We start from the raw sequence: 17798 nt of genomic DNA, 5'->3' as shown, positions 1-17798 counted from the left end.
CTCAGCCTCCGTAGCTCATGTTGTTCAGCATCCCGCCGGGCCGCATCTGCTGGCGCAGCTCGTTGCCCATCATCGCGCGCAGCTGCTCCTTGACCGACGCGCCGATCCGCTCGGCGAGCGCCTTGTCCTGCTCGCGGTCGCCGGTGGAGCCACCGGCGACATTCACTGTCACCGACTGGGTCACCGCAGGGCCGCCATCCTGCACCGCCTGGATCAGGCGGTCGGCGTTCGTCATTTGTTCCGGCGTGAAGACGGCCTCGCCCTTGCGGGCGATGATCGGGACCTCGCCCGCCACCAGACCGCCGGTGTGGAAGCGGGGAGCGCCGGCGAACAGCCCGGCGGGCACCATCCGCCCCGTCCGGCCGGCTTCACCGACGATGCCGCCGGTGTGGAAGAGCGCCGAAAAGAAGCTGGCGATGCCCGACAGGATGCCACCCAGCGGCCCTTCGGGTTTGAGCAGTGAGGAGAAGAGGCCGGAGATGCTGGACATCAGGCCGCCGAGCAGCCCCTCCGGTTTGAAAAGCGAGGATACCTTCGACCAGATGGTGCCGAGCAGGCTGTCGGAGGTGAAGAGCGAGTTGATGAAACTGGAAAATCCGGTGCCGGTGCCGGCCGTGCCGGCCGATCCGCTGCCAGCTGCCCCATTTCCATTCGCCGACGTGTCGGAGGACGCTTTGGCGTCGTCCTTCTTGTCCGTTTGAGCGGATGCCGACGGATCGCCGGCCTTCGCGGCGGCCTTACCGTTTTCGGGGATGCTGGTCTTGAAGCCCAGCACGTTGAGCAGCCCGGCGCCGGTCTGCTCCGCAATCGCCTTCACGAAGAAATCCCGCAGCTGGTTCCGCATGGTGGTGAACAGCTTCTGAAAGGCGGGACCGATTTGCTGCTTGCCGGTCACAACGCTCAGCACGCCGTCGCTCCAACCGCCAAGCAGGCTTTGCAAGCCGCCGCCGAAGCTGGCCTTCACACGTTCGCCAAGCGGACGCAAGGCAGAGCCCATCACCTCATTGTATTTCTTGGCAGCCTCGTCGGTCTTCTGCGCGGGTGCGTCCGACGGAGCGCCTTGCGCGGCCTTCGCATCGGTTTGCTCTTGGGCAAACTGTCCGGCAGCACTGTAAGGCGCCGCAAAACGGTTGGCCACCGCCTGCGGTGTGGTCAGATCACTACTTGCCTTGTGAAACTCGTCGATCTGCTGATGCAGTTTGTCCAGCCAGGAGTTGGTCCGTACGGCCAGTTCGGTGACAGTGCCGTCCAACCGAACAATGGAAGCGGTGCAAGATTTATCGAACGTGATTGTCATCATCGGGCCGGCGGCGTTTTCAGCCATGGTTTTCCCTTTCTGTTAGCCGAAGCGGGCGCGCAGTCTGGTTCTCGCCTTTTCGGTCAGGCCCGGCTCCCCGGCCGGCCGGCCGCCGTCGGGCAGGTCCGCGAAGGCGAACGGCGTGCCGACCCGCTGGCGCAGCCGGTCGTGCAGTTCGCGGGCGCCGACGCCGGCCGCCGTCAGATGCACCGGCAGCCAGTCGGCCATCTCCTCCGCGCGCAGCCGGTCGATCTCGTTGAACAGGGTCCAGAACATCCGCACCGGCAGCGCCAGCAGGCGCAACGGGTCGATGCCGTAGAAGCGGCTGACGCGGGCGAAGCAGTAGGCGAAATCGAGCCGCGTCAGCGGGCCCGACGGCTCCCCGCTTGCCCGCCCGCGGCTCCCCCGGCTGGCGTTCCCCCGGCTGCCGGTCCCCCGATTGGCCGTCTCCCACCGGATCGATCCCGCGGATGAAGGCCAGCAGGACCAGGAGCTGCCCCAGATCGAGGCCGAGGATCTCCTCGCGCGGGGTGTCTTCGAGATGGCCGGCGATCACATCGACCAGGATCGGGATCTGCGCCCGGTCGCTGCCGGCCTCCTCGAGCTTCCGCTCGATATCCCCGGCTTGCAGGAACTGTTCGACGGTCATGTTCTTCAGGATGCGTTCGCGCCCGCCGATGACGACGCTGCGGGAAACGCGGAACTCATCGAGGTTCAGGATGGTGGGCTGGGGCATGGAGGGTCCCGGTCGCTGGTGGTGGGCAAGGCCCGCGAGGGCGGCCACGGGGACGGAAAGCCCCCGCGGCCGTGGACCATCGCGGTCAGGCGGCCACGGGGGCGCCGAAGGCGGCGATGCGGTTGCCGGCGGTGCCGTCCGGATAGCAGCTGAAGGTGACCTCGTAGACGCGCTCGCCGCCGTTCTCGTACTTGAAGGTGAAGTTGGGCAGCGGCGCGGCCTTGAAGGCGACGAAATCGTCCTTGGTGGTGGAGGCGGGCAGGGCGGTGGGGTGCAGCTTCAGCGGGGCGGCGATGGCCAGCAGGTCGATGTTGACGCCGGAGCGGATCTCGACCCCGACCTCGGCACCGGCCGCGCCGACGCCGACCGCCTGCGGCATCACCGCCAGCAGCTTGGTCAGGTTGGTTTCCAGCATCGGCACCTTGACCGACACCTCGGTGCCGGTGATGACGTCCTTGATCGGGGTCTCGCCCATCTGGTCGGCCTTGACCTGATAGTTCGTGGTCTTGACGGTCACTTCGACGCCACCCTTGGTCGAGCCGAGATCGATGCCGTCGAAGGTGACGTCGCAGATGCCGAGGGCGATGTCTTCGGTAGTGATGGCCATGGGTATAGTCTCCTAATCAGGCGACACGCCAGTCGGCGCGATAGTTGACGATGAAGGTGAAGGTGCTTGCCGTCTCGTCGTGGGGCATCAGCGGCTCGTGCTGGGGCAGGCACGCGATGACGAAACAGCCCCCGGCCGGAGCCGCCCGCAGGGTCAGGGCGTCGGCAATCGCCAGGGCGCGGGCCTCCCCGGCGAGATAGTCGGGATCGTGGGTGCGGACCTGGAAGGAAAGCCGGCGAAGGCCTTGCGCATAGTCGCGGCGGGTTCCGCCCCGCGGCAGGAAGACCGATCCCGCGGCGGTGTCCTGCGGCGCCCGGCCCAGGAACAGGGACCCTCCTTCGGTTCCCAGCCCTTCGGCTTCGACGTGTTTGAGCAATGCGTGCAGCAGCATGGCGTCGGGACTCCGATAAGACGGTCAGAGGGAAAGGCGAATGGCGGGAGGGCATTCGTCCCAGCGGACCTTCATCCGTTAAAAGGATATAATTCCTTTAAACGGATGATTATCTTACCATGCGAGCAGGCGCTATATCTTTTTGGAAAAGCATTCGGAAACAAGGGGTTGACCCGGAATCCGGGGCATGGCCGAGGCCACAGATGGTCTTGTCTCTCGAACGGTCAGCGAAGCCCGGTTCACGGGTATGCCAGGGCTGGGCAGACCGATCCCGATCCTGCCGCTCAGGTTTGTTCGATGCGGTTCCTGCCGGCGGCCTTCGCCTTGTACAGCGCGGCATCGACGCGCTGGAGCAGACTGTCGATATCCTCGCCGGACCTGGCCTGGCCGACGCCGATGCTGATGGTGACCGCTCCGCCGCACGCCATCCGCTGCGCGCTCACCCTCTGCCGCAGGGCTTCGAGAACGCCCAGGGCGGAGGGCAGGTCGGTCTCGGTCAGCAGCAGGGCGAATTCCTCGCCCCCCCAGCGCGCCAACGCGTCCGAGCGGCGCAGCCGGTCCGACAGGGTGGCGGCGACCACGCGCAGGGCATCGTCGCCCGCCTGATGCCCATGGGTGTCGTTGAAGCGCTTGAAATGGTCGATGTCCATCAACGCCAGGATATAGGGGCGCCCGTACCGCTCGAGCCTGGCCGCGGCCTCGCCCACCGCCTGCTGGAACCGCCGGCGGTTCCACACCCCGGTCAGCGGATCGTGCATCGCCGCCTGTTGCAGCTCCGCCTCCAGGCCCTTGCGGTCGGTGATGTCCAGCAGCACGCCGTTGAACAGCACGGTGCCGTCGCTCCGACGGCGCGGCTGGGCGCGGCCCAGCACCCAGCGTCCGCCGGCGATCTCCATCTCGCCTTCCCAGACCCGGCCGGCCCGGCCGGCCTGCCGCAGGCCGCGCCGGACCCGCACCCACCCCTTCAGCGCCATCACAGGCGCCAGAGTCGGCGCGGCGGTCAGGTCGGCATCCGGCCGCACGCCGAACAGGGACGCCGCGGCGGTGCTGAAATAGGTCGCGCGCAAGCTTCCGCCGGGATGGAGTTCGGCCTGGAACACCGCACCCGGAAGGGCATTGGCGAGATCGCTCGCCTGGGCTTCCCGCTCGCGCTCCTCCGTCAGGTCGAAGAAGCTGACGACCACGCCGACGATCCCGTCATTGTTGCGGATCGGGCTGGCGGTCAGGCGTACGGGAAAGGACGTGCCGTCGCCACGGTACAGCACCGTCTCGATCTCGCGCACCGGTTCTCCGGCCTCCGCAACCCGGAACACCGGATGGGATTCCCGCCTTCATCGGCGCCACCTTCATCGGGACCGCTGCTGAAGGAGTCACGAAACAGGAAGCGTCCGATATGGCTGCGGATCAGTTCGCTTTCATGGCGGAAGCCGAAGGCGCGGGTGGCGATGGGATTGACGAAGGTGAGGGCACCCGAGCGGTCGATGCCGCACACCCCGACCTGCACGTTCTCCAGCAGCAGGCGGTTGAACTGCTCGGCCTCGATCACGGCGGTGATGTCGTGGATGATGCACAGCAGAAGCTTGCGCCCGCCGAGATGGATGGGGCCGGCATAGACCTGGACATCGCGCACCGACCCGTCGGCCAGCCGATGATGGAAACGCTGCGGGTAATGGCCGCCCTCCCAGGACGCGATCTCGCGCATCGCCGGCAGGATCGCCCTCCCAAGCAGGTTGATGTCCCAGACATGGAGGCTGCGCAGCCGGTCCCGGCTGTGGCCGTAAAAGACGGCGGCCCGCGGGTTGGCATCGACGATGGCGCCGTCGCGTCCGGGATCGATCAGCAGGATGGGGGTGGCGTTGGTGGAGAACAGCGCATCCAGCACGCCGGCTCCATCCAGGCCGCACACGCTGCCATCGCCCGGCCACAAGGGGAAAGCGCCCGGCCTGGGATCGGCGGACGCCCCGCCGTCCATGTCGCGCTCACCCTGCTCCGCCATTGCGAACTCCCCTCATCGATCGCCCGGGATCGGTCGAACGGCCAGAGAACATGCTGCATATCCTGGCAATCAATTCTATAGGGAATCAAGCTTAAACAAAGCGTTGCCACAGAGTGGGGGAAAGGGCCGGCTTGCATTCCAGCGAGGAGACGTGTCCCGTCCTTTCAAGGGCTCCACGGGACAAAGATTCGGCAGGGCGCCGGCCCCTGCGGGCGATATCCTGATCCGGTTGTTCCACCCGCCCTGTTCTTCTGCCACACACCCTTGCCCGAACGCGCGAACTCCCTCCCGCGGAAGTGGATTTATCCTCGTCTGCGCACCGGCATCCGCCGGCCTTCGGCAACCCTGACAGCAGTGGGAGGTTGGCATGAGTATGATTAGGCGCAGCTCCGCTGAGTTTCTCGGAACATTCTGGCTGGTCTTCGGCGGCTGCGGCAGTGCCGTCCTCGCCGCCGCCTTTCCGCAGGTCGGGATCGGATTGCTCGGCGTGTCGCTCGCCTTCGGCCTCACCGTCCTGACCATGGCCTATTCCATCGGCCACATCTCCGGCTGTCATCTGAACCCGGCAGTCACGGTCGGGCTGTGGGCCGGCGGGCGGTTCCCGGCCAAGGACATCCTGCCCTATGTGCTGGCCCAGCTGGTCGGCGCCTTCGCGGTGGCCCTGGTCCTCTATGCCATCGCCACCGGAAAGGCCGATTACAGCCTGGCCGTCAACGGCCTCGCCGCCAACGGGTACGACGCCCATTCGCCCGGCCAGTACAGCGTCACCTCGGCCCTGGCGATCGAGCTGGTGCTGACCTTCTTCTTCGTGCTGGTGATCCTGGGGTCCACTGACCGGCGGGCGCCGGCCGGCTTCGCGCCGCTGGCCATCGGCATGGCGCTCGTGCTGATCCACCTGATCAGCATCCCGGTCACCAACACCTCGGTGAACCCGGCGCGCAGCACCGGTCCGGCCCTGGTGGTCGGCGGGTGGGCGCTTCAGCAGCTCTGGCTGTTCTGGCTTGCCCCGCTGGCCGGCGGCCTTGCGGGCGGGCTGGCCTACCGCGCCCTTGCCGAGGAGATGCCGGCAAAACCCGCCATCACCGGGCAGCCGGAAAGCTCCACCTGAAGCGGGCGCAAGACGCCCTTATCGCCAACGGGACCGGTTCGCAGAAGATCCGGTCCCGGAATGGCCCGCTTCCCGTGGCACGCCCCCTATACCACGCCGATGTCGCAACGCTCCGCCGCCGTCCACTGTTATTCAGGCAGGACCAACGGCGCAGAAGGCGTATTCATGCGGCAGTTCGACCCCGACTCCAACCCGATGACGGAGGCCGATTACGGCATCGTGCTGGGCCTGTTCATCGGCATCTATCTCGGCCTCCTGGTGGTATCGGCGCTGCCTTGACCGTCAAGGCCCCGACAATCACGGCTGCGACAATCACGGCCCTTCCGGCAGCATCAGGCAGCGGTTCACCAGATTCATCAGCTCGCTCTGGCGGGTGGTTCCGGTCTTGGCGAAGACACTGCGCAGCTGGCTGCGCACCGTGCTGATCGCCACGCCGCGGCGCTCGCCGATCTCGGCCGGGGTCAGGTCGGCCAGCAGGTCGACGACGAGGCCGGCCTCCACCGCCGTCAGGCCGAACAGGGCGCCCAGCCGCTTTCCCAACCCCGGCGTCACCGCGGCCGGGTCGACGATGTAGACCACGGCCCGGATGCGCGCACCGCCGCCCCCGCCCCCACCATCCGCATCGTCGAACGGTCCCGCAGCCTCGGGCGACAGCGGCAGAACGCTCAGCAGGTAGGGCGCCCGGCCGGAGGGACGCGACACCCGGAGATCGGCCGCCTCCCCCCGGCGCGCCGACGCCCCCTTTCCGCCGGCCGACACCGCCGCCTCCAGCAGATGGGCAAGCCGCCGCGCCTCGCCGCCCTGTTCGGCCTGCAACCGCCCCTGCACAAGCCGCAGGCCGTCCCGCGCATCGATCATCGCCTGCCCGGCCCGGTTCAGGCCGGCGACCCGCCCGGCGGCGTCGAGCAGGGCGACCCCCATCGGCAGCCGGTCGATGACGCGGTCGCTCCAGCGGGCCTCCTCCCGGCCGTCCTGGCCTGCCAGCAACCGGACGCGCAGCCGCATCGCCCGCTGGAGATGTGGGGCGCAGTCCTGAAGAAGCCGGAGCGTCTCGTCGGGAAAGGGGGAGGCGTCGGGGGGCCGATGGAGGCTCAGCACCGGCTGCACCGACGCAAGCTCGCCGCCGTCGGACAAAGTGAGTGCGCACAGCCGGCCCATGCCGTGATCCCGCAGCAGCTCGTTGAAGAAGGCGGAGCGCCGCAGAACCGCATCCGGCACCAGCTCCTCGCCGCGGCGGACGACGCAGCGGTTCAGCAGGCCACGCGCCGCCGCGGCGTTCGCCCAGACGTCGCGGTGGCGGAAATGCGTGGTGTAGTCGGCCAGCTGCCTGTCCGTGATGTTGTGGCGGGCCCACAGCGCGGCGGTCAGGCTGTCATGACGGGGAGCGGCGGTGAACAGGAAGCCATGCGTCGCATCGGTCAGGGCGCAGAGCCGCTCCAGGACGCCTCCCCAGCGCTCCGGGAAGGTCACGGCGTCGTAGATGTCCTCGATCAGCTGGTCAGCGGCATCCACGATAGGGAAATCCTCTGTTTCCGATCAATTTCCCGTAGACAACGTCGCGCGCTCAAGCGCCATCGGTTGCATATGACCATCGTCCGAACAGCTCGTCCGTCATGTGGAGGATGCGATCCCCGGAATTTTCCTTAAAAGTCACAGGAAGAATCCCTGCCGCAGACAGGAGTCTTCGAACCGGAGCACGCCCCCATGACCGCGTCCATGATCGATGACGGCCGAATGGATCATGCCGGCCCATCGCCGCAGCATTGGACGACCGGAGGCAGGGTGCGCTGGGCCCTGGTCGCCGACCGCAATCCGTTGCTGCGCGAGGGGCTGCGGCTTTACCTGGAGACGCTGGGCTGGGAGGTGGTGGCGGGCGGGACGATGGAGGAAGGGCTGGCTCTGCTGGCGCGGTCTTCTGCCGCCTTGTCCGGTGCCATCGGTCCCGACCTGATCGTGTTGGGGGAGACCGGACCGGAGCGCCGGGAAGCCGGAGGGCAGCATCCATCCATCTTCGACCAGCTGGCCGCGATGCACAGTCCCGTCCGCCCTGTCCTGCTGTCCATCGCCGCGGCCAATCACGACCTGATGGTCCGGGCGCGGAACCGCGGCTTCGAAGCCATCCACATCGACATGCCGCCGCTCAATTTGGAGGAATTGCTGCTCGGCTGCGTCCGTCGCATCGAGCGGGGATAAGGCAATGGCATGGTTTCACCATATATTTTCATGAAGACATGTCATTTTATTTTCAAAGCATCTGATTTGGGAAAGCGGCATCCGGGTTGACACCAGGACTGCCAAGCGGCTTCTCAAGCCGACCGATCCTTAAGAGTCCCGATGCCGCCATCATGCCCGACACATCCTCCCAAACCCGGAATGCCGGCCGCCACAGGGCCGCCTTCTTCGACCGCGACGGCGTGCTGAACGAAGACATCGGCTTCGCCCACCGTCCCGACCAGATCACCTGGATGCCGGGGGCCAGGGAGGCGGTGAAGCGGCTGAACGACGCCGGCTTCCTGGTCTTCGTCGTCACCAACCAGGGTGGGGTCGCCCGCGGCCTGTACAGCGAGGAGCATGTGCGCACCCTGCATCGCTGGATGCAGCAGGAACTGAACGCCGTCGGCGCCCATGTCGACGCCTTCTATCATTGCCCGCACCACCCCGATCATGGCGAGCCGCCCTATCGCACCGACTGCGCCTGCCGCAAGCCGGAGCCGGGGATGCTGTTGCAGGCGATGGCAGAATGGCCGGTGGAGCCGAAGAGCAGCTTCCTGATCGGCGACCGAGACACCGACGTGCAGGCGGCGCAGCGGGCGGGCATCGAGGGGACGCTCTACCGCGGCGGTGACCTCGACGCCGTCGTCGCCGGAATCCTGGTAAGGATGGCGTGAGAGCGTAACGGCTAGACCAGCCAGCCTTCGAACGACGGCGCCAGCCACCGCCACAGCAGGACGCCCGCCGCCAGCCAGAGGGCGACCATGACCGCAGCGGCGGCGACGCTGACCGGCCAGGCGGACCGGCGCGCCGCGGCGGCCCGGTGTTCGGCCAGAAGCTCCGGCGGGATCAGGCGGACGACCAGCAGGATGCCGAGCGGCACGATCAGCAGGTCGTCCAGATAACCCAGCACCGGGATGAAGTCGGGGATCAGGTTGATCGGGCTCAGCGCATAGGCGGCGACCGCCATCGCCAGGACCCGGACGCCCCAGGGGGTGCGCGGGTCGCGCGCCGCCAGATAGACCGCCAGCACGTCGCGCTTGATCGCACGCGCCCATCTCTTTGCCGCCGAGAGCATGACCTGCCCGGCCTATCCCGCTCGCTGGACGGCGGAGGACAGGGAGGGCGAGCCGGCGAGATGGTATCCCAGCCCCGACAGCCCGTGCAGACCGACGTAAAGCCCGACCGCCAGGATCAAAGCGCCGGAGACATAGGGGGCTTGGCGGGCGATGCGGCCGAAGGCGCCGGACCAGCGGCGCTCGGCATGGCGCATCCCCACCGCCGCGATCACGCCGGCCGACATCAGGGTCAGCGCCAGCCCGATGCTGAAGCACAGCACCAGCACGCCACCCAGGGCGACCTCCTTCAATTGCAGGCACAGCAGCAGGACGGTGATGGCGGCGGGGCAGGGGATCAGGCCGCCGGTCAGGCCGAACAGGACGATCTGGCCGGTGGTGACCGGCCGCCCGTCGAAGCGGCGGCGGATTTCCTCGGCATGCGCCCGCGCGTGCGCATCCTCCGGCTCGTCGTCATGATGGTGGCGGTGATCATGGTGATGGCGATGGCCATGCTCATGGCCGTCATGATGGTGATGGGAATGCTGCTCCCGCCATGTCCGCGCCATCATCCACAGCGCCACCACGACGATCAGCACCGCCGAGGCGACCTGGAAATAAGGCTCGGTCGTCGCGGCGTCCCACCCCTGGCCCAGCCGCAGCCCGGCGAGCGCCACCACCCACACCACCAGCGTGTGCGAAACCGTCGCCGCCAGCCCCAGCAAGACCGCCTGCAACACCGTGCCGCGGATGGCGACGATGAAGGCGGCCATCATGGTCTTCGAATGGCCGGGCTCCAGCCCATGCAGGGCGCCCAGCAGGATGGCGCTGGGAACGAACAGCCAGGCCTGCCCGGCTCCCTGCTGCAACAGGGCAGCGAAATCCGGCATTCCAGCCCCCTCAGAGGTATTTGGTGATCGCCTTGAACTCGGCGACGGAACGGCGGGATTCCTCCGGTCCGGCATCGACCGCGGCGTCCAGGCAATGGTCGAGATGGTCGTGGATCAGCAGCTTCTTGGCCTCGCGCACGGCGCTTTCCACAGCGTGGAGCTGCTGCGCGATGTCCAGACAGGGGCGTTCGGCCTCGATCATCTCGATGATGCCGCGCAGGTGACCGTCGGCGCGCTTCAGACGCTTGACGATGTCGGGATGGGAATGGTGCGTGCTCATGCCCTGATCCTATCCCCCTGGAGGGGATAGAGTCAAAGACAAGCTCTTCCCCGGCCGGGGTGACGCTTGGGTCGCCACCCCGGTCCGGCAGGGAAATCAGTGGCGGGCGAAGACCTGCGGGCCGCCGGCGGCGCCGAACAGCATGACCTGATAAGGCTGGCCGCTGGCCATATCCATGCCGGGGGCGTCCTGCGGCATGCCGGGGACCGCCAGCCCGCGGGCCTGCGGCCGTTCGGCCAGCAGCCGCGTCACATCCTCGGCCGGCACATGACCTTCCAGCACATAGCCGCCGACTCGCGCCGTGTGGCAGGAGGCGAAATCGTCCGGCACGCCGGCCATCCGCTTCATCGGCGTCACGTCGTCGACGGTGTGGACGGTGACGTCGAAGCCGGCCGCGCGCATGTGCCGCACCCAGCCTTCGCAGCATTCGCAGCTCGCCGCCTTCCAGACCTCCACCGCCGCGTTGCCGGTTGGGACGGCGGCGCGGACCATGCCCGGCAGCCCCACGGACCCGAGGCCGAGCGCCAGGACGGCGAGCGCCGCCCCCCGCATCATCGTCCGTCGTGTCATGTTCATAGAACTTCTCCTAACAGAATCAATGCCTTGACCGGAACGCTCACGGGCGGACGGACAGAAGGCGCAGGGCGTTGGCGGTGACCAGCACGGTGGCGCCGGTGTCCGCCAGGATCGCGGGCCACAGCCCGGTGACACCAAGCACGGTGGTAAGCAGGAAGACCGCCTTCAAGCCCAGAGCCAGTGCGATGTTTTGACGTATGTTGGCCATGGTGCGGCGCGACAGCGCCACCAGCGCCGCCACATCGCCGACCCGGCCGTGCAGGATGGCGGCGTCGGCCGTCTCCAGCGCCACGTCGGTGCCGCCGCCCATCGCGATGCCGACATCGGCGGCGGCGAGCGCCGGGGCGTCGTTGATGCCGTCGCCGACCTTCGCCACCCGCTGCCCCTGGGCCTGGAGATCGCGGACGATGCGCAGCTTGTCGTCCGGCACCAGTTCGGCATGCGCCGCCATCCCCAGCATCCCGGCGACCGCCCCGGCGGTGCGGGCATTGTCGCCGGTCACCATCAGTGAGCGGATGCCGGCGCGCTCCAGCGCCGCGATCCCGCTGCGGACATCGGGGCGCGGCTCGTCGCGCATGGCGATCAGTCCGGTGGGGATGCCGTCGACCATCAGCACCGAGACCGTCTTCCCCGCCTCGGCGAAGGCGGCGGCCTGGTCCGCCTGTGCCGCGCTCAGCGACGATGCCGCGGCCTGGGGCGACAGCAGGGCCACCAGGCGGCCGTCCACTTTTCCGGTCAGCCCGGCACCGGGAAGGGCGGTGACTTCGCCGGCCGCCGGCGGGACGATGCCGCGTTCGGCCGCCGCGGCCAAAATGGCGCGGGCCAGCGGATGGCTCGATCCGGCCTCCAGTGCCGCGGCATCGGCCAGCAACTCCGCCTCGCTGCCCAGCAGAGGGATCAGGTCGGTGACGCGGGGCTTGCCTTCCGTCAGGGTGCCGGTCTTGTCGAAGGCGACGGTGGTGATGCCGCCCAACGCCTCCAGCACGGCGCCGCCCTTCAGCAGAAGCCCGCGCCGCGCGCCGTTCGACAGGCCGGCGGCGATGGCCGCCGGGGTGGAGATCACCAGTGCGCAGGGGCAGCCGATCAGCAGCACCGCCAGGGCGCGGTAGATCCACTCCGTCCAGTCGCCGCCGGAAAGCAGCGGCGGCACCACGGCGACCAGCGCTGCCACCCCGACGATGCCCGGCGTGTAGAATCGGGCGAAGCGGTCGATCAGCCGCTCGGTCGGGGCCTTGCTCGCCTGCGCCTCCTCCACCAGCCGGACGATCCGGGCGATGGTGTTGTCGCGCGCCGCGGCGGTGACGCGGACGCGCAGCGCGCCGTCGGCGTTGATGGTGCCGGCGAAGACCTCGTCGCCTTCGGCCTTCGGTTTCGGCACGCTTTCGCCGGTGACGGGGGACTCGTCAACCGCGCTGCGGCCGGACAGCACGACGCCGTCGGCCGCCACCCGGTCGCCCGGCCGCACCAGGATGATCGAGCCGACGGCCAACCCGGCGGCGGGAATGGGGTGCGGGGCGCCGCCGTCCTGTTCCAGCAACGCCGTGTCGGGGACCAGCGCAGTTAGCCCGCGGATGCCGGCCCGCGCCCGGCCGGCCGCCACCCCCTCCAGCAGTTCGCCGACCAGGAAGAGGACCAGGACCGTCGCCGCCTCCTCCACCGCGCCGATCAAAAGCGCGCCGATGGCGGCGACCGTCATCAGCATCTCGATGGAGAAGGGGGTTCCGGCCCGTGCCGCCGCCAGGGCGCGGCGGGCGACCGGAACCAGCCCGACCAGCAGCGCCAGCGGAAAGGCCCAAGGCTCCGCCGCCGGCACCAGCAGTCCCAGCGCCGTCGCGGCGGCCAGGGCCGCACCGGCCGCCAGGGTCAGCCGAGCCTTGCGGCCCCGCCACCAGGGGGCTTCGGACGCATCGTCGTGGCCGTGGGAATGGCTGTGGGAGTGCCCGTGGGAATGGTCATGAGAGTGGGCGTGAGAATGCGGCTGGGCCTCGGCCCCGCCGCAGCCCCCGCCGCAGCTTGCCGATCCGGCCTCTGCCACCGCATCGGCGGGGATGGCGCCGTAACCAAGCGCCGTCAGCGGACGCACCACCGCATCGACGCCCAGCATGCTCTCGTGCGAGACGGTCACCGTCCCGGCGGGCACCGACACTCGCACCTCATGGATCCCCGGCACCCGGCGCAGCGCCGTTTCGATCTTGGCGGCGCAGGAGCCACAATCCATGCCGGAAACCCGGTAGCGGCTGGTGTGCAGGGCGGTGCCGGCCTGCGCACCAGCCAAGGGATCGGCCAAGAGATCGGGAATGGAGTCGGAAATTGGTCCGTGCATGGAAGAAGCTCCTCGATCATGGCCGTTGCCGGCAGCTCTTCCAAAGCCTAGATCCTCCAGTGACTGGAGGATCAAGAGGGAAATGCCGACCATGTCCAGCCTGCCCGCCACCACGCCATCCCCCCTGACCATCGGGGCGCTCGCCAAGCAGACCGGCGTGAAGATCCCGACCATCCGCTATTACGAGAGCATCGGCCTGCTGCCGGAGGCGCCGCGCACCGGCAGCAACCGGCGCACGTACGACGGCGGGTCGGTCCGCCGCCTGCGCTTCATCCGCCATGCCCGCGAGCTGGGGTTCGAAGTGGAGGCGATCCGCCAGTTGCTGGCCATGGCCGACGATCCGGGCCAGCCCTGCCGGGAAGCCGACCTGCTGGCCCGCACCCATCTGGCCGAGATCGAGTCCCGGATCGCCCGGCTGGAAGCCCTGCGCGACGAGGTGCGGCGGATGGTGGAGGGCTGCGCCCAGGATCAGGTGCGCAGCTGCCACGTGATCGAGGTGCTGGCCGACCACGCCCACTGCCTGCACGACCGGCACTGAAGCCCTGGCTGCGCTGAAAATCCTGGCCGGGACGAACCGCCGCGGCGGGCGGACACGCCCTATGACCTGGAAGCGGTTGCCCAGCGGGCCACGGGGGTTATAGTCAAGCTCATGCAGTGTCGAAACCTTCCGTAACTCCGGCGGGCGCCATAGGGTGGCCTGCAGGAGGATCGGATCGCCATGGCGACGATAAAGGGAGCAGGCTCGGACATGAGTGGGGGAGCGGCGGCAAAGGCGGACCGGAAGCGGGCCTCATGCTGCGGCTTCTGAAGGAAAACCGCCCGCTCCAGCGCATCGGGGCGCTCGGCATCGGCCTGCTGGCGGTGCTATGCGGCGGCACCGCGATGGTCCTGGACCGGCTGCATGGCGAGACGGTGACCGAGGCGATGCTGGGCCTGCGCACGCTCAACGCCTCGCTGGCCGAGCAGACGGCGCGCACCATCGAAGGGATCGACCTGACCGTCAGCGGGATCGCCGAGCAAATCCCGCTTGAGAACCGGCGCAGTCCCGAAGCCTTCAGCCGGCTGCGGACGGACCGGCAGGTCTACGAAATCCTGAAGGCCAAGGCATCCAGCCTGCCACAGATGGAGGCGTTGAGCCTGATCGCCGCCGACGGCACCCTGGTCAATTTCACCCGCCAGTTCCCGGCCCCGGTGCTCGACCTGTCCCAGCGCGACTATTATCTGGCGCTCAAGGATGCCGATCCGAGACGCGCCTATCTCAGCCGGCCGACGCAGAGCCTTATCACCCGGGAATGGACGCTCTACATCGCGCGGCGCGTGAACGACCCGGACGGTGGGCTGGCCGGGCTGGTCGTCGGGGTCATCCGCCTGTCCTATTTCGAGCAGTTCTACCGCAGCCTCCATGTGACGCCGGGCAGCGGCTTCAGCCTGTGGTGGCGCGACGGCATGCTGCTGGCGCGCTTCCCGCCGACGCCGGACAGGATCGGGATCGTCGCCACCGACCCGATCATCGACAGTCAGCTCTCCCAGTCCGGCACCGCCGCGACCACCCTGAAAAGTTCGATCGACGGCGAGGACCGCATCCTGTCGGTCCAGCAGCTGCGCAACTACCCGTTGGTCGTCGCGGTCAGCCGCACACGGGGGGAGATTCTGGCGCGCTGGGAGAGTCAGGCGGTCGTCATTGCCGCCGCCGGGCTGGTCAGCGCGGTGGCGCTCGCCCTGATGCTGTGGGCGATGGCCCGCCAGTTCCTGGCCTACGAGACCGCCAACCGCGCGCTCGGCGAGCGGCGGCAGGCGGTGGAAGCCCGCGACGAGGCGGAGGAGCATGTCCGCCAATTGCAGAAGATGGAGGCGTTGGGCCAGCTGACCGGCGGCGTCGCCCACGACTTCAACAATCTGCTTCAGGCGGTGCGCTCCAGCCTGCACATGCTGGAGGCCGGCGGCGAGCTGCGCGGGGCAGAGAGCCGCCAGGCCCTGGAGGTCGCGAGCCAGGCGGTCGACCGCGGCGCCACCCTGACCCAGCATCTGCTGGCCTTCGCCCGTCGCCAGCGGCTGGCCCCGGCACCGGTCGATCTCGGCGCCCAGGTGGCGGGGATGGCGACGCTGCTGGAACGCACGCTGGGCGGCGCCATCCGCATCCGCATCGACCGCGACCCCGATGTGCCGCCGGCGCTGGTCGATCCCCACCAGTTCGACATCGCCCTGCTGAACCTCGCCATCAACGCCCGCGACGCCATGCCGGACGGTGGCACCCTGACCGTCACCGTCAGCAGCCTGCCGGTGGGAACGGTGGGGGAGGGCATTTCCCCCGCCCTGGCGCCCGGCGGCTATGTCGCCGTGACCGTGCGCGACAGCGGGGCCGGCATGCCGGCGCATGTGCTGGCGCGGGCCTGCGACCCCTTCTTCACCACCAAGCCGGTCGGACAGGGCAGCGGGCTGGGGCTGAGCATGGTGCATGGCCTGACCGCCCAGTCAGGCGGCGGCATCCGGCTGGAAAGCCATCCCGGCCTGGGCACCGCGGTGACGCTGTACCTGCCCAACGCTCCGGCAAAAAGCCTGCCGGGAAGCAGGGCGGACGCGCCCGTCGGCCCGGCGGCCTCCACCGGAACCGACCCGTTGCCCGTACCGTCCGACGCCCTGCGCATCCTGCTGGTCGAGGACGACGCTCTGGTCCGCATGGCGAATGCCGCGGTGCTGGACGAGGCCGGCCTCATGGTGTCGGAGGCCGCCAGCGGCGAGGAGGCCCTGGCTTTGCTGGAGGCGGACGAGGGCATCGGCGTGCTGGTCACCGACTTCGCCATGCCCGGCATGACCGGCGCCGACCTGACCCGCCTCGTCCGCCGTCACCGCCCCGGACTGCCGGTCCTGATCGTCACCGGCTATGCCGAGAAGGCGGTGCTGCAGGATCTGGGGCGCGAGCCCGGCATCCGCATCCTGTCCAAACCCATCCCGCCATCGACCCTGATCGGGCACATCATGACGGCGCTGCGGGACCCCCGCGCCGCCATGGGTGCTGACATCGGCTGCTGAGGCCGCAGGCGGTGCCTCACCGGTCCTGAAGCGCGAAGCAGCCCTTCCCGGCCGTCTTCAGGGCGGTGCAGGCCGCATCGGCCTTCGTCGCGGCAAAGCCGGTCAGCCGGGCCTTGTAGAGGCCACCGGAACGCACGACCGCAGGGCTGGTGCCGGCGGCAAGGGTGCCCAGGCGCTTGGCGGTGGCGCGGGCGCTGTTCTGTGCGGCGGCATGGCTGGCGAAGGCGCCGACCTGGATGGACCAGGGACCGCCCGTGGAGGGACCGCCGGTGGATTTCGCAGCGGACGGCTTCACCGCGGGGGCGCCCACGCTCACCGCCGTGCTGCGCTGGGCGATCGAAGCGCTGTTCTTGGTGATCAGCAGATCCGGCTGCACGGGCGCCGGCCTGGCCGGGCTGGTCGGACGCTTGAAGCCGGCATCCAGCAGGTCGGCCACCCGGTCGTCGCGGGAGTTGGCGCTGTGCCCGCCCATCACCACCGCGATCAGGCGGCGGCCGTCCCGCACCGCCGAGGCGGCGAGGTTGAAGCCGGAGGCGGCGATGTAGCCGGTCTTGATGCCGTCCATGCCGGGATAGCGCGCCATCAGGCGGTTGTGGCCATAGACCGTGTCGCCCTGCCAGTCGAAGCTGCGGCGCTGGAAATAGGCGTAATGCCGGGCGTGGCCGCGGATCAACGCGCGGGAGAGGATCGCCATGTCGCGCGCTGTCGTCCGCTGCAGCCGGTCGGGCAGGCCCGACGCATTGCGGAAAACCGTGCGGCGCATGCCGAGCGCGTGGGCACGAGCGGTCATCTTCGCGGCGAAGGCCGTCTCGCTGCCGCCCAGCGCCTCACCCAGCACCACCGCGACGTCGTTGGCCGAGCGGGTGACCAGCGCCAGGATCGCCTGCTCCACCGTGATGGTGCTGCCGGGGGCCAGCCACAGCCGCGACGGCGGCATCGACGCGGCATGCTGCGACACCACAAGGCTCTGGTCCAGCCGCAGCGAGCCGCGCTCCAGCGCCTCGAAGGTCAGCATCAGCGTCATCATCTTCGTCAGCGATGCCGGATAGGTCAGGGTGTCGGCATTGCGCCCCTGGATGACCGTGCCGCTGCCGGCGTCCATCAGGATCTCCGCGGCGACCGGCCCAGAGGTCTTTTTCGCCGAGCGCTTGGCCAAGGCAGGCAGGGGCGTCAGCAGGACCGCGACCAGAACCGTGAGAACGGTCAGGGAGAGCAGCAGCGTCGAGACGCGGGCGAGCGGGTGCATCGTCTCAGGTCTCCCTAGATGCCGGGGGAAAGGCGGGACAGGATGGGACAGG

The 17798-nt window shown here is 69.0% G+C and carries 19 protein-coding genes; 6 read left to right on the top strand and 13 right to left on the bottom strand.

The annotated features are described in order from the left end of the window. Position 1: 1 nt before the first annotated feature. Complete coding sequence (locus ABNQ39_RS35365; protein WP_376967489.1) at positions 2-1324, bottom strand: hypothetical protein; 1323 nt, start codon at positions 1322-1324, stop codon at positions 2-4. Between the two features lie 15 nt (positions 1325-1339). Continuing rightward, positions 1340-1600 (bottom strand): hypothetical protein, encoded by a 261-nt coding sequence (locus tag ABNQ39_RS35360; RefSeq protein ID WP_376967487.1) that lies wholly within the window; start codon positions 1598-1600, stop codon positions 1340-1342. A gap of 136 nt (positions 1601-1736) precedes the next feature. On the opposite strand from ABNQ39_RS35360, the gene ABNQ39_RS35355 reads away from it, so the two are divergent. Beyond that, on the top strand, positions 1737-2186 hold the full coding sequence (locus tag ABNQ39_RS35355; RefSeq protein ID WP_376967485.1) for a hypothetical protein: 450 nt from the start codon (positions 1737-1739) through the stop codon (positions 2184-2186). Here the strand turns inward: ABNQ39_RS35355 and ABNQ39_RS35350 are convergent. The 4 genes from ABNQ39_RS35350 to ABNQ39_RS35335 form a co-directional block, all read right to left on the bottom strand. Continuing rightward, the gene (locus ABNQ39_RS35350) at positions 2119-2640 is read right to left on the bottom strand and encodes a hypothetical protein (protein ID WP_174474169.1); all 522 of its coding nucleotides are present in this window, start codon (positions 2638-2640) and stop codon (positions 2119-2121) included. The two genes, ABNQ39_RS35355 and ABNQ39_RS35350, sit on opposite strands and share 68 nt — an antisense overlap. Before the next feature lie 16 nt (positions 2641-2656). Next, positions 2657-3031, bottom strand: a complete 375-nt coding sequence (locus tag ABNQ39_RS35345) for a minor capsid protein (RefSeq protein WP_376967483.1) — start codon at positions 3029-3031, stop codon at positions 2657-2659. Between the two features lie 284 nt (positions 3032-3315). After that, the gene (locus tag ABNQ39_RS35340; protein ID WP_376967481.1) at positions 3316-4344 is read right to left on the bottom strand and encodes a sensor domain-containing diguanylate cyclase; all 1029 of its coding nucleotides are present in this window, start codon (positions 4342-4344) and stop codon (positions 3316-3318) included. Continuing rightward, positions 4254-5027, bottom strand: coding sequence for a PAS domain-containing protein (locus ABNQ39_RS35335; protein ID WP_376967479.1), 774 nt, complete (start codon positions 5025-5027; stop codon positions 4254-4256). Before ABNQ39_RS35335 ends, ABNQ39_RS35340 begins: the two co-directional genes overlap by 91 nt. 373 nt (positions 5028-5400) lie before the next feature. Here ABNQ39_RS35335 and aqpZ point away from each other — a divergent pair, with 373 nt between their 5' ends. Continuing rightward, positions 5401-6135, top strand: a complete 735-nt coding sequence (gene aqpZ, locus ABNQ39_RS35330; protein WP_376967567.1) for an aquaporin Z — start codon at positions 5401-5403, stop codon at positions 6133-6135. A 312-nt stretch (positions 6136-6447) separates the two neighbouring features. On the opposite strand, the gene ABNQ39_RS35325 is transcribed toward aqpZ, so the two are convergent. After that, positions 6448-7647, bottom strand: a complete 1200-nt coding sequence (locus ABNQ39_RS35325) for a helix-turn-helix transcriptional regulator (protein WP_376967477.1) — start codon at positions 7645-7647, stop codon at positions 6448-6450. Positions 7648-7839: 192 nt separating this feature from the next. On the opposite strand from ABNQ39_RS35325, the gene ABNQ39_RS35320 reads away from it, so the two are divergent. Both ABNQ39_RS35320 and ABNQ39_RS35315 read left to right on the top strand, forming a co-directional pair. Then, the gene (locus ABNQ39_RS35320) at positions 7840-8328 is read left to right on the top strand and encodes a hypothetical protein (protein ID WP_376967475.1); all 489 of its coding nucleotides are present in this window, start codon (positions 7840-7842) and stop codon (positions 8326-8328) included. Between the two features lie 152 nt (positions 8329-8480). Further along, entirely contained in the window at positions 8481-9023 is a 543-nt protein-coding gene (locus ABNQ39_RS35315; protein WP_376967473.1) for a D-glycero-alpha-D-manno-heptose-1,7-bisphosphate 7-phosphatase, read from the top strand. An 11-nt stretch (positions 9024-9034) separates the two neighbouring features. On the opposite strand, the gene ABNQ39_RS35310 is transcribed toward ABNQ39_RS35315, so the two are convergent. The 5 genes from ABNQ39_RS35310 to ABNQ39_RS35290 form a co-directional block, all read right to left on the bottom strand. After that, positions 9035-9424 carry a YkvA family protein gene (locus ABNQ39_RS35310; RefSeq protein WP_376967471.1) on the bottom strand — a complete coding sequence of 130 codons (390 nt, stop codon included), beginning with the start codon at positions 9422-9424 and terminating at the stop codon, positions 9035-9037. 12 nt (positions 9425-9436) lie between these two features. Beyond that, positions 9437-10291, bottom strand: a complete 855-nt coding sequence (locus ABNQ39_RS35305; protein ID WP_376967469.1) for a nickel/cobalt efflux transporter — start codon at positions 10289-10291, stop codon at positions 9437-9439. A 10-nt stretch (positions 10292-10301) separates the two neighbouring features. Then, positions 10302-10571, bottom strand: a complete 270-nt coding sequence (locus ABNQ39_RS35300; RefSeq protein ID WP_042695816.1) for a metal-sensing transcriptional repressor — start codon at positions 10569-10571, stop codon at positions 10302-10304. 96 nt (positions 10572-10667) lie between these two features. Then, entirely contained in the window at positions 10668-11147 is a 480-nt protein-coding gene (locus ABNQ39_RS35295) for a DUF411 domain-containing protein (protein ID WP_376967467.1), read from the bottom strand. Positions 11148-11187: 40 nt separating this feature from the next. Beyond that, on the bottom strand, positions 11188-13470 hold the full coding sequence (locus tag ABNQ39_RS35290; protein ID WP_376967465.1) for a heavy metal translocating P-type ATPase: 2283 nt from the start codon (positions 13468-13470) through the stop codon (positions 11188-11190). A 91-nt stretch (positions 13471-13561) separates the two neighbouring features. Here ABNQ39_RS35290 and ABNQ39_RS35285 point away from each other — a divergent pair, with 91 nt between their 5' ends. Together ABNQ39_RS35285 and ABNQ39_RS35280 are read left to right on the top strand one after the other, a co-directional pair. Beyond that, entirely contained in the window at positions 13562-14008 is a 447-nt protein-coding gene (locus tag ABNQ39_RS35285) for a MerR family transcriptional regulator (protein ID WP_376967463.1), read from the top strand. 254 nt (positions 14009-14262) lie between these two features. Continuing rightward, complete coding sequence (locus tag ABNQ39_RS35280) at positions 14263-16500, top strand: response regulator (RefSeq protein WP_376967461.1); 2238 nt, start codon at positions 14263-14265, stop codon at positions 16498-16500. A 16-nt stretch (positions 16501-16516) separates the two neighbouring features. Here the strand turns inward: ABNQ39_RS35280 and ABNQ39_RS35275 are convergent, their stop codons facing one another. After that, the gene (locus ABNQ39_RS35275; protein ID WP_376967459.1) at positions 16517-17746 is read right to left on the bottom strand and encodes a serine hydrolase; all 1230 of its coding nucleotides are present in this window, start codon (positions 17744-17746) and stop codon (positions 16517-16519) included. Positions 17747-17798: the final 52 nt, after the last annotated feature.

The sequence above is a fragment of the Azospirillum sp. A26 genome (assembly GCF_042604635.1).
Classification (GTDB): Bacteria; Pseudomonadota; Alphaproteobacteria; order Azospirillales; family Azospirillaceae; genus Azospirillum; species Azospirillum palustre.
This window is presented reverse-complemented; position numbering and strand designations above follow the sequence as displayed.

Bases quoted from the DNA above. Each gene is read 5' to 3' on its own strand.
- ABNQ39_RS35365 (WP_376967489.1), bottom strand. From the start codon at position 1,324: ATGGCTGAAAACGCCGCCGGCCCGATGATGACAATCACGTTCGATAAA.
- ABNQ39_RS35350 (WP_174474169.1), bottom strand. From the start codon at position 2,640: ATGGCCATCACTACCGAAGACATCGCCCTCGGCATCTGCGACGTCACC.
- ABNQ39_RS35345 (WP_376967483.1), bottom strand. From the start codon at position 3,031: ATGCTGCTGCACGCATTGCTCAAACACGTCGAAGCCGAAGGGCTGGGA.
- ABNQ39_RS35335 (WP_376967479.1), bottom strand. From the start codon at position 5,027: ATGGCGGAGCAGGGTGAGCGCGACATGGACGGCGGGGCGTCCGCCGAT.
- aqpZ (WP_376967567.1), top strand. From the start codon at position 5,401: ATGATTAGGCGCAGCTCCGCTGAGTTTCTCGGAACATTCTGGCTGGTC.
- ABNQ39_RS35320 (WP_376967475.1), top strand. From the start codon at position 7,840: ATGACCGCGTCCATGATCGATGACGGCCGAATGGATCATGCCGGCCCA.
- ABNQ39_RS35315 (WP_376967473.1), top strand. From the start codon at position 8,481: ATGCCCGACACATCCTCCCAAACCCGGAATGCCGGCCGCCACAGGGCC.
- ABNQ39_RS35310 (WP_376967471.1), bottom strand. From the start codon at position 9,424: ATGCTCTCGGCGGCAAAGAGATGGGCGCGTGCGATCAAGCGCGACGTG.
- ABNQ39_RS35305 (WP_376967469.1), bottom strand. From the start codon at position 10,291: ATGCCGGATTTCGCTGCCCTGTTGCAGCAGGGAGCCGGGCAGGCCTGG.
- ABNQ39_RS35300 (WP_042695816.1), bottom strand. From the start codon at position 10,571: ATGAGCACGCACCATTCCCATCCCGACATCGTCAAGCGTCTGAAGCGC.
- ABNQ39_RS35295 (WP_376967467.1), bottom strand. From the start codon at position 11,147: ATGAACATGACACGACGGACGATGATGCGGGGGGCGGCGCTCGCCGTC.
- ABNQ39_RS35290 (WP_376967465.1), bottom strand. From the start codon at position 13,470: ATGCACGGACCAATTTCCGACTCCATTCCCGATCTCTTGGCCGATCCC.
- ABNQ39_RS35285 (WP_376967463.1), top strand. From the start codon at position 13,562: ATGTCCAGCCTGCCCGCCACCACGCCATCCCCCCTGACCATCGGGGCG.
- ABNQ39_RS35280 (WP_376967461.1), top strand. From the start codon at position 14,263: ATGCTGCGGCTTCTGAAGGAAAACCGCCCGCTCCAGCGCATCGGGGCG.
- ABNQ39_RS35275 (WP_376967459.1), bottom strand. From the start codon at position 17,746: ATGCACCCGCTCGCCCGCGTCTCGACGCTGCTGCTCTCCCTGACCGTT.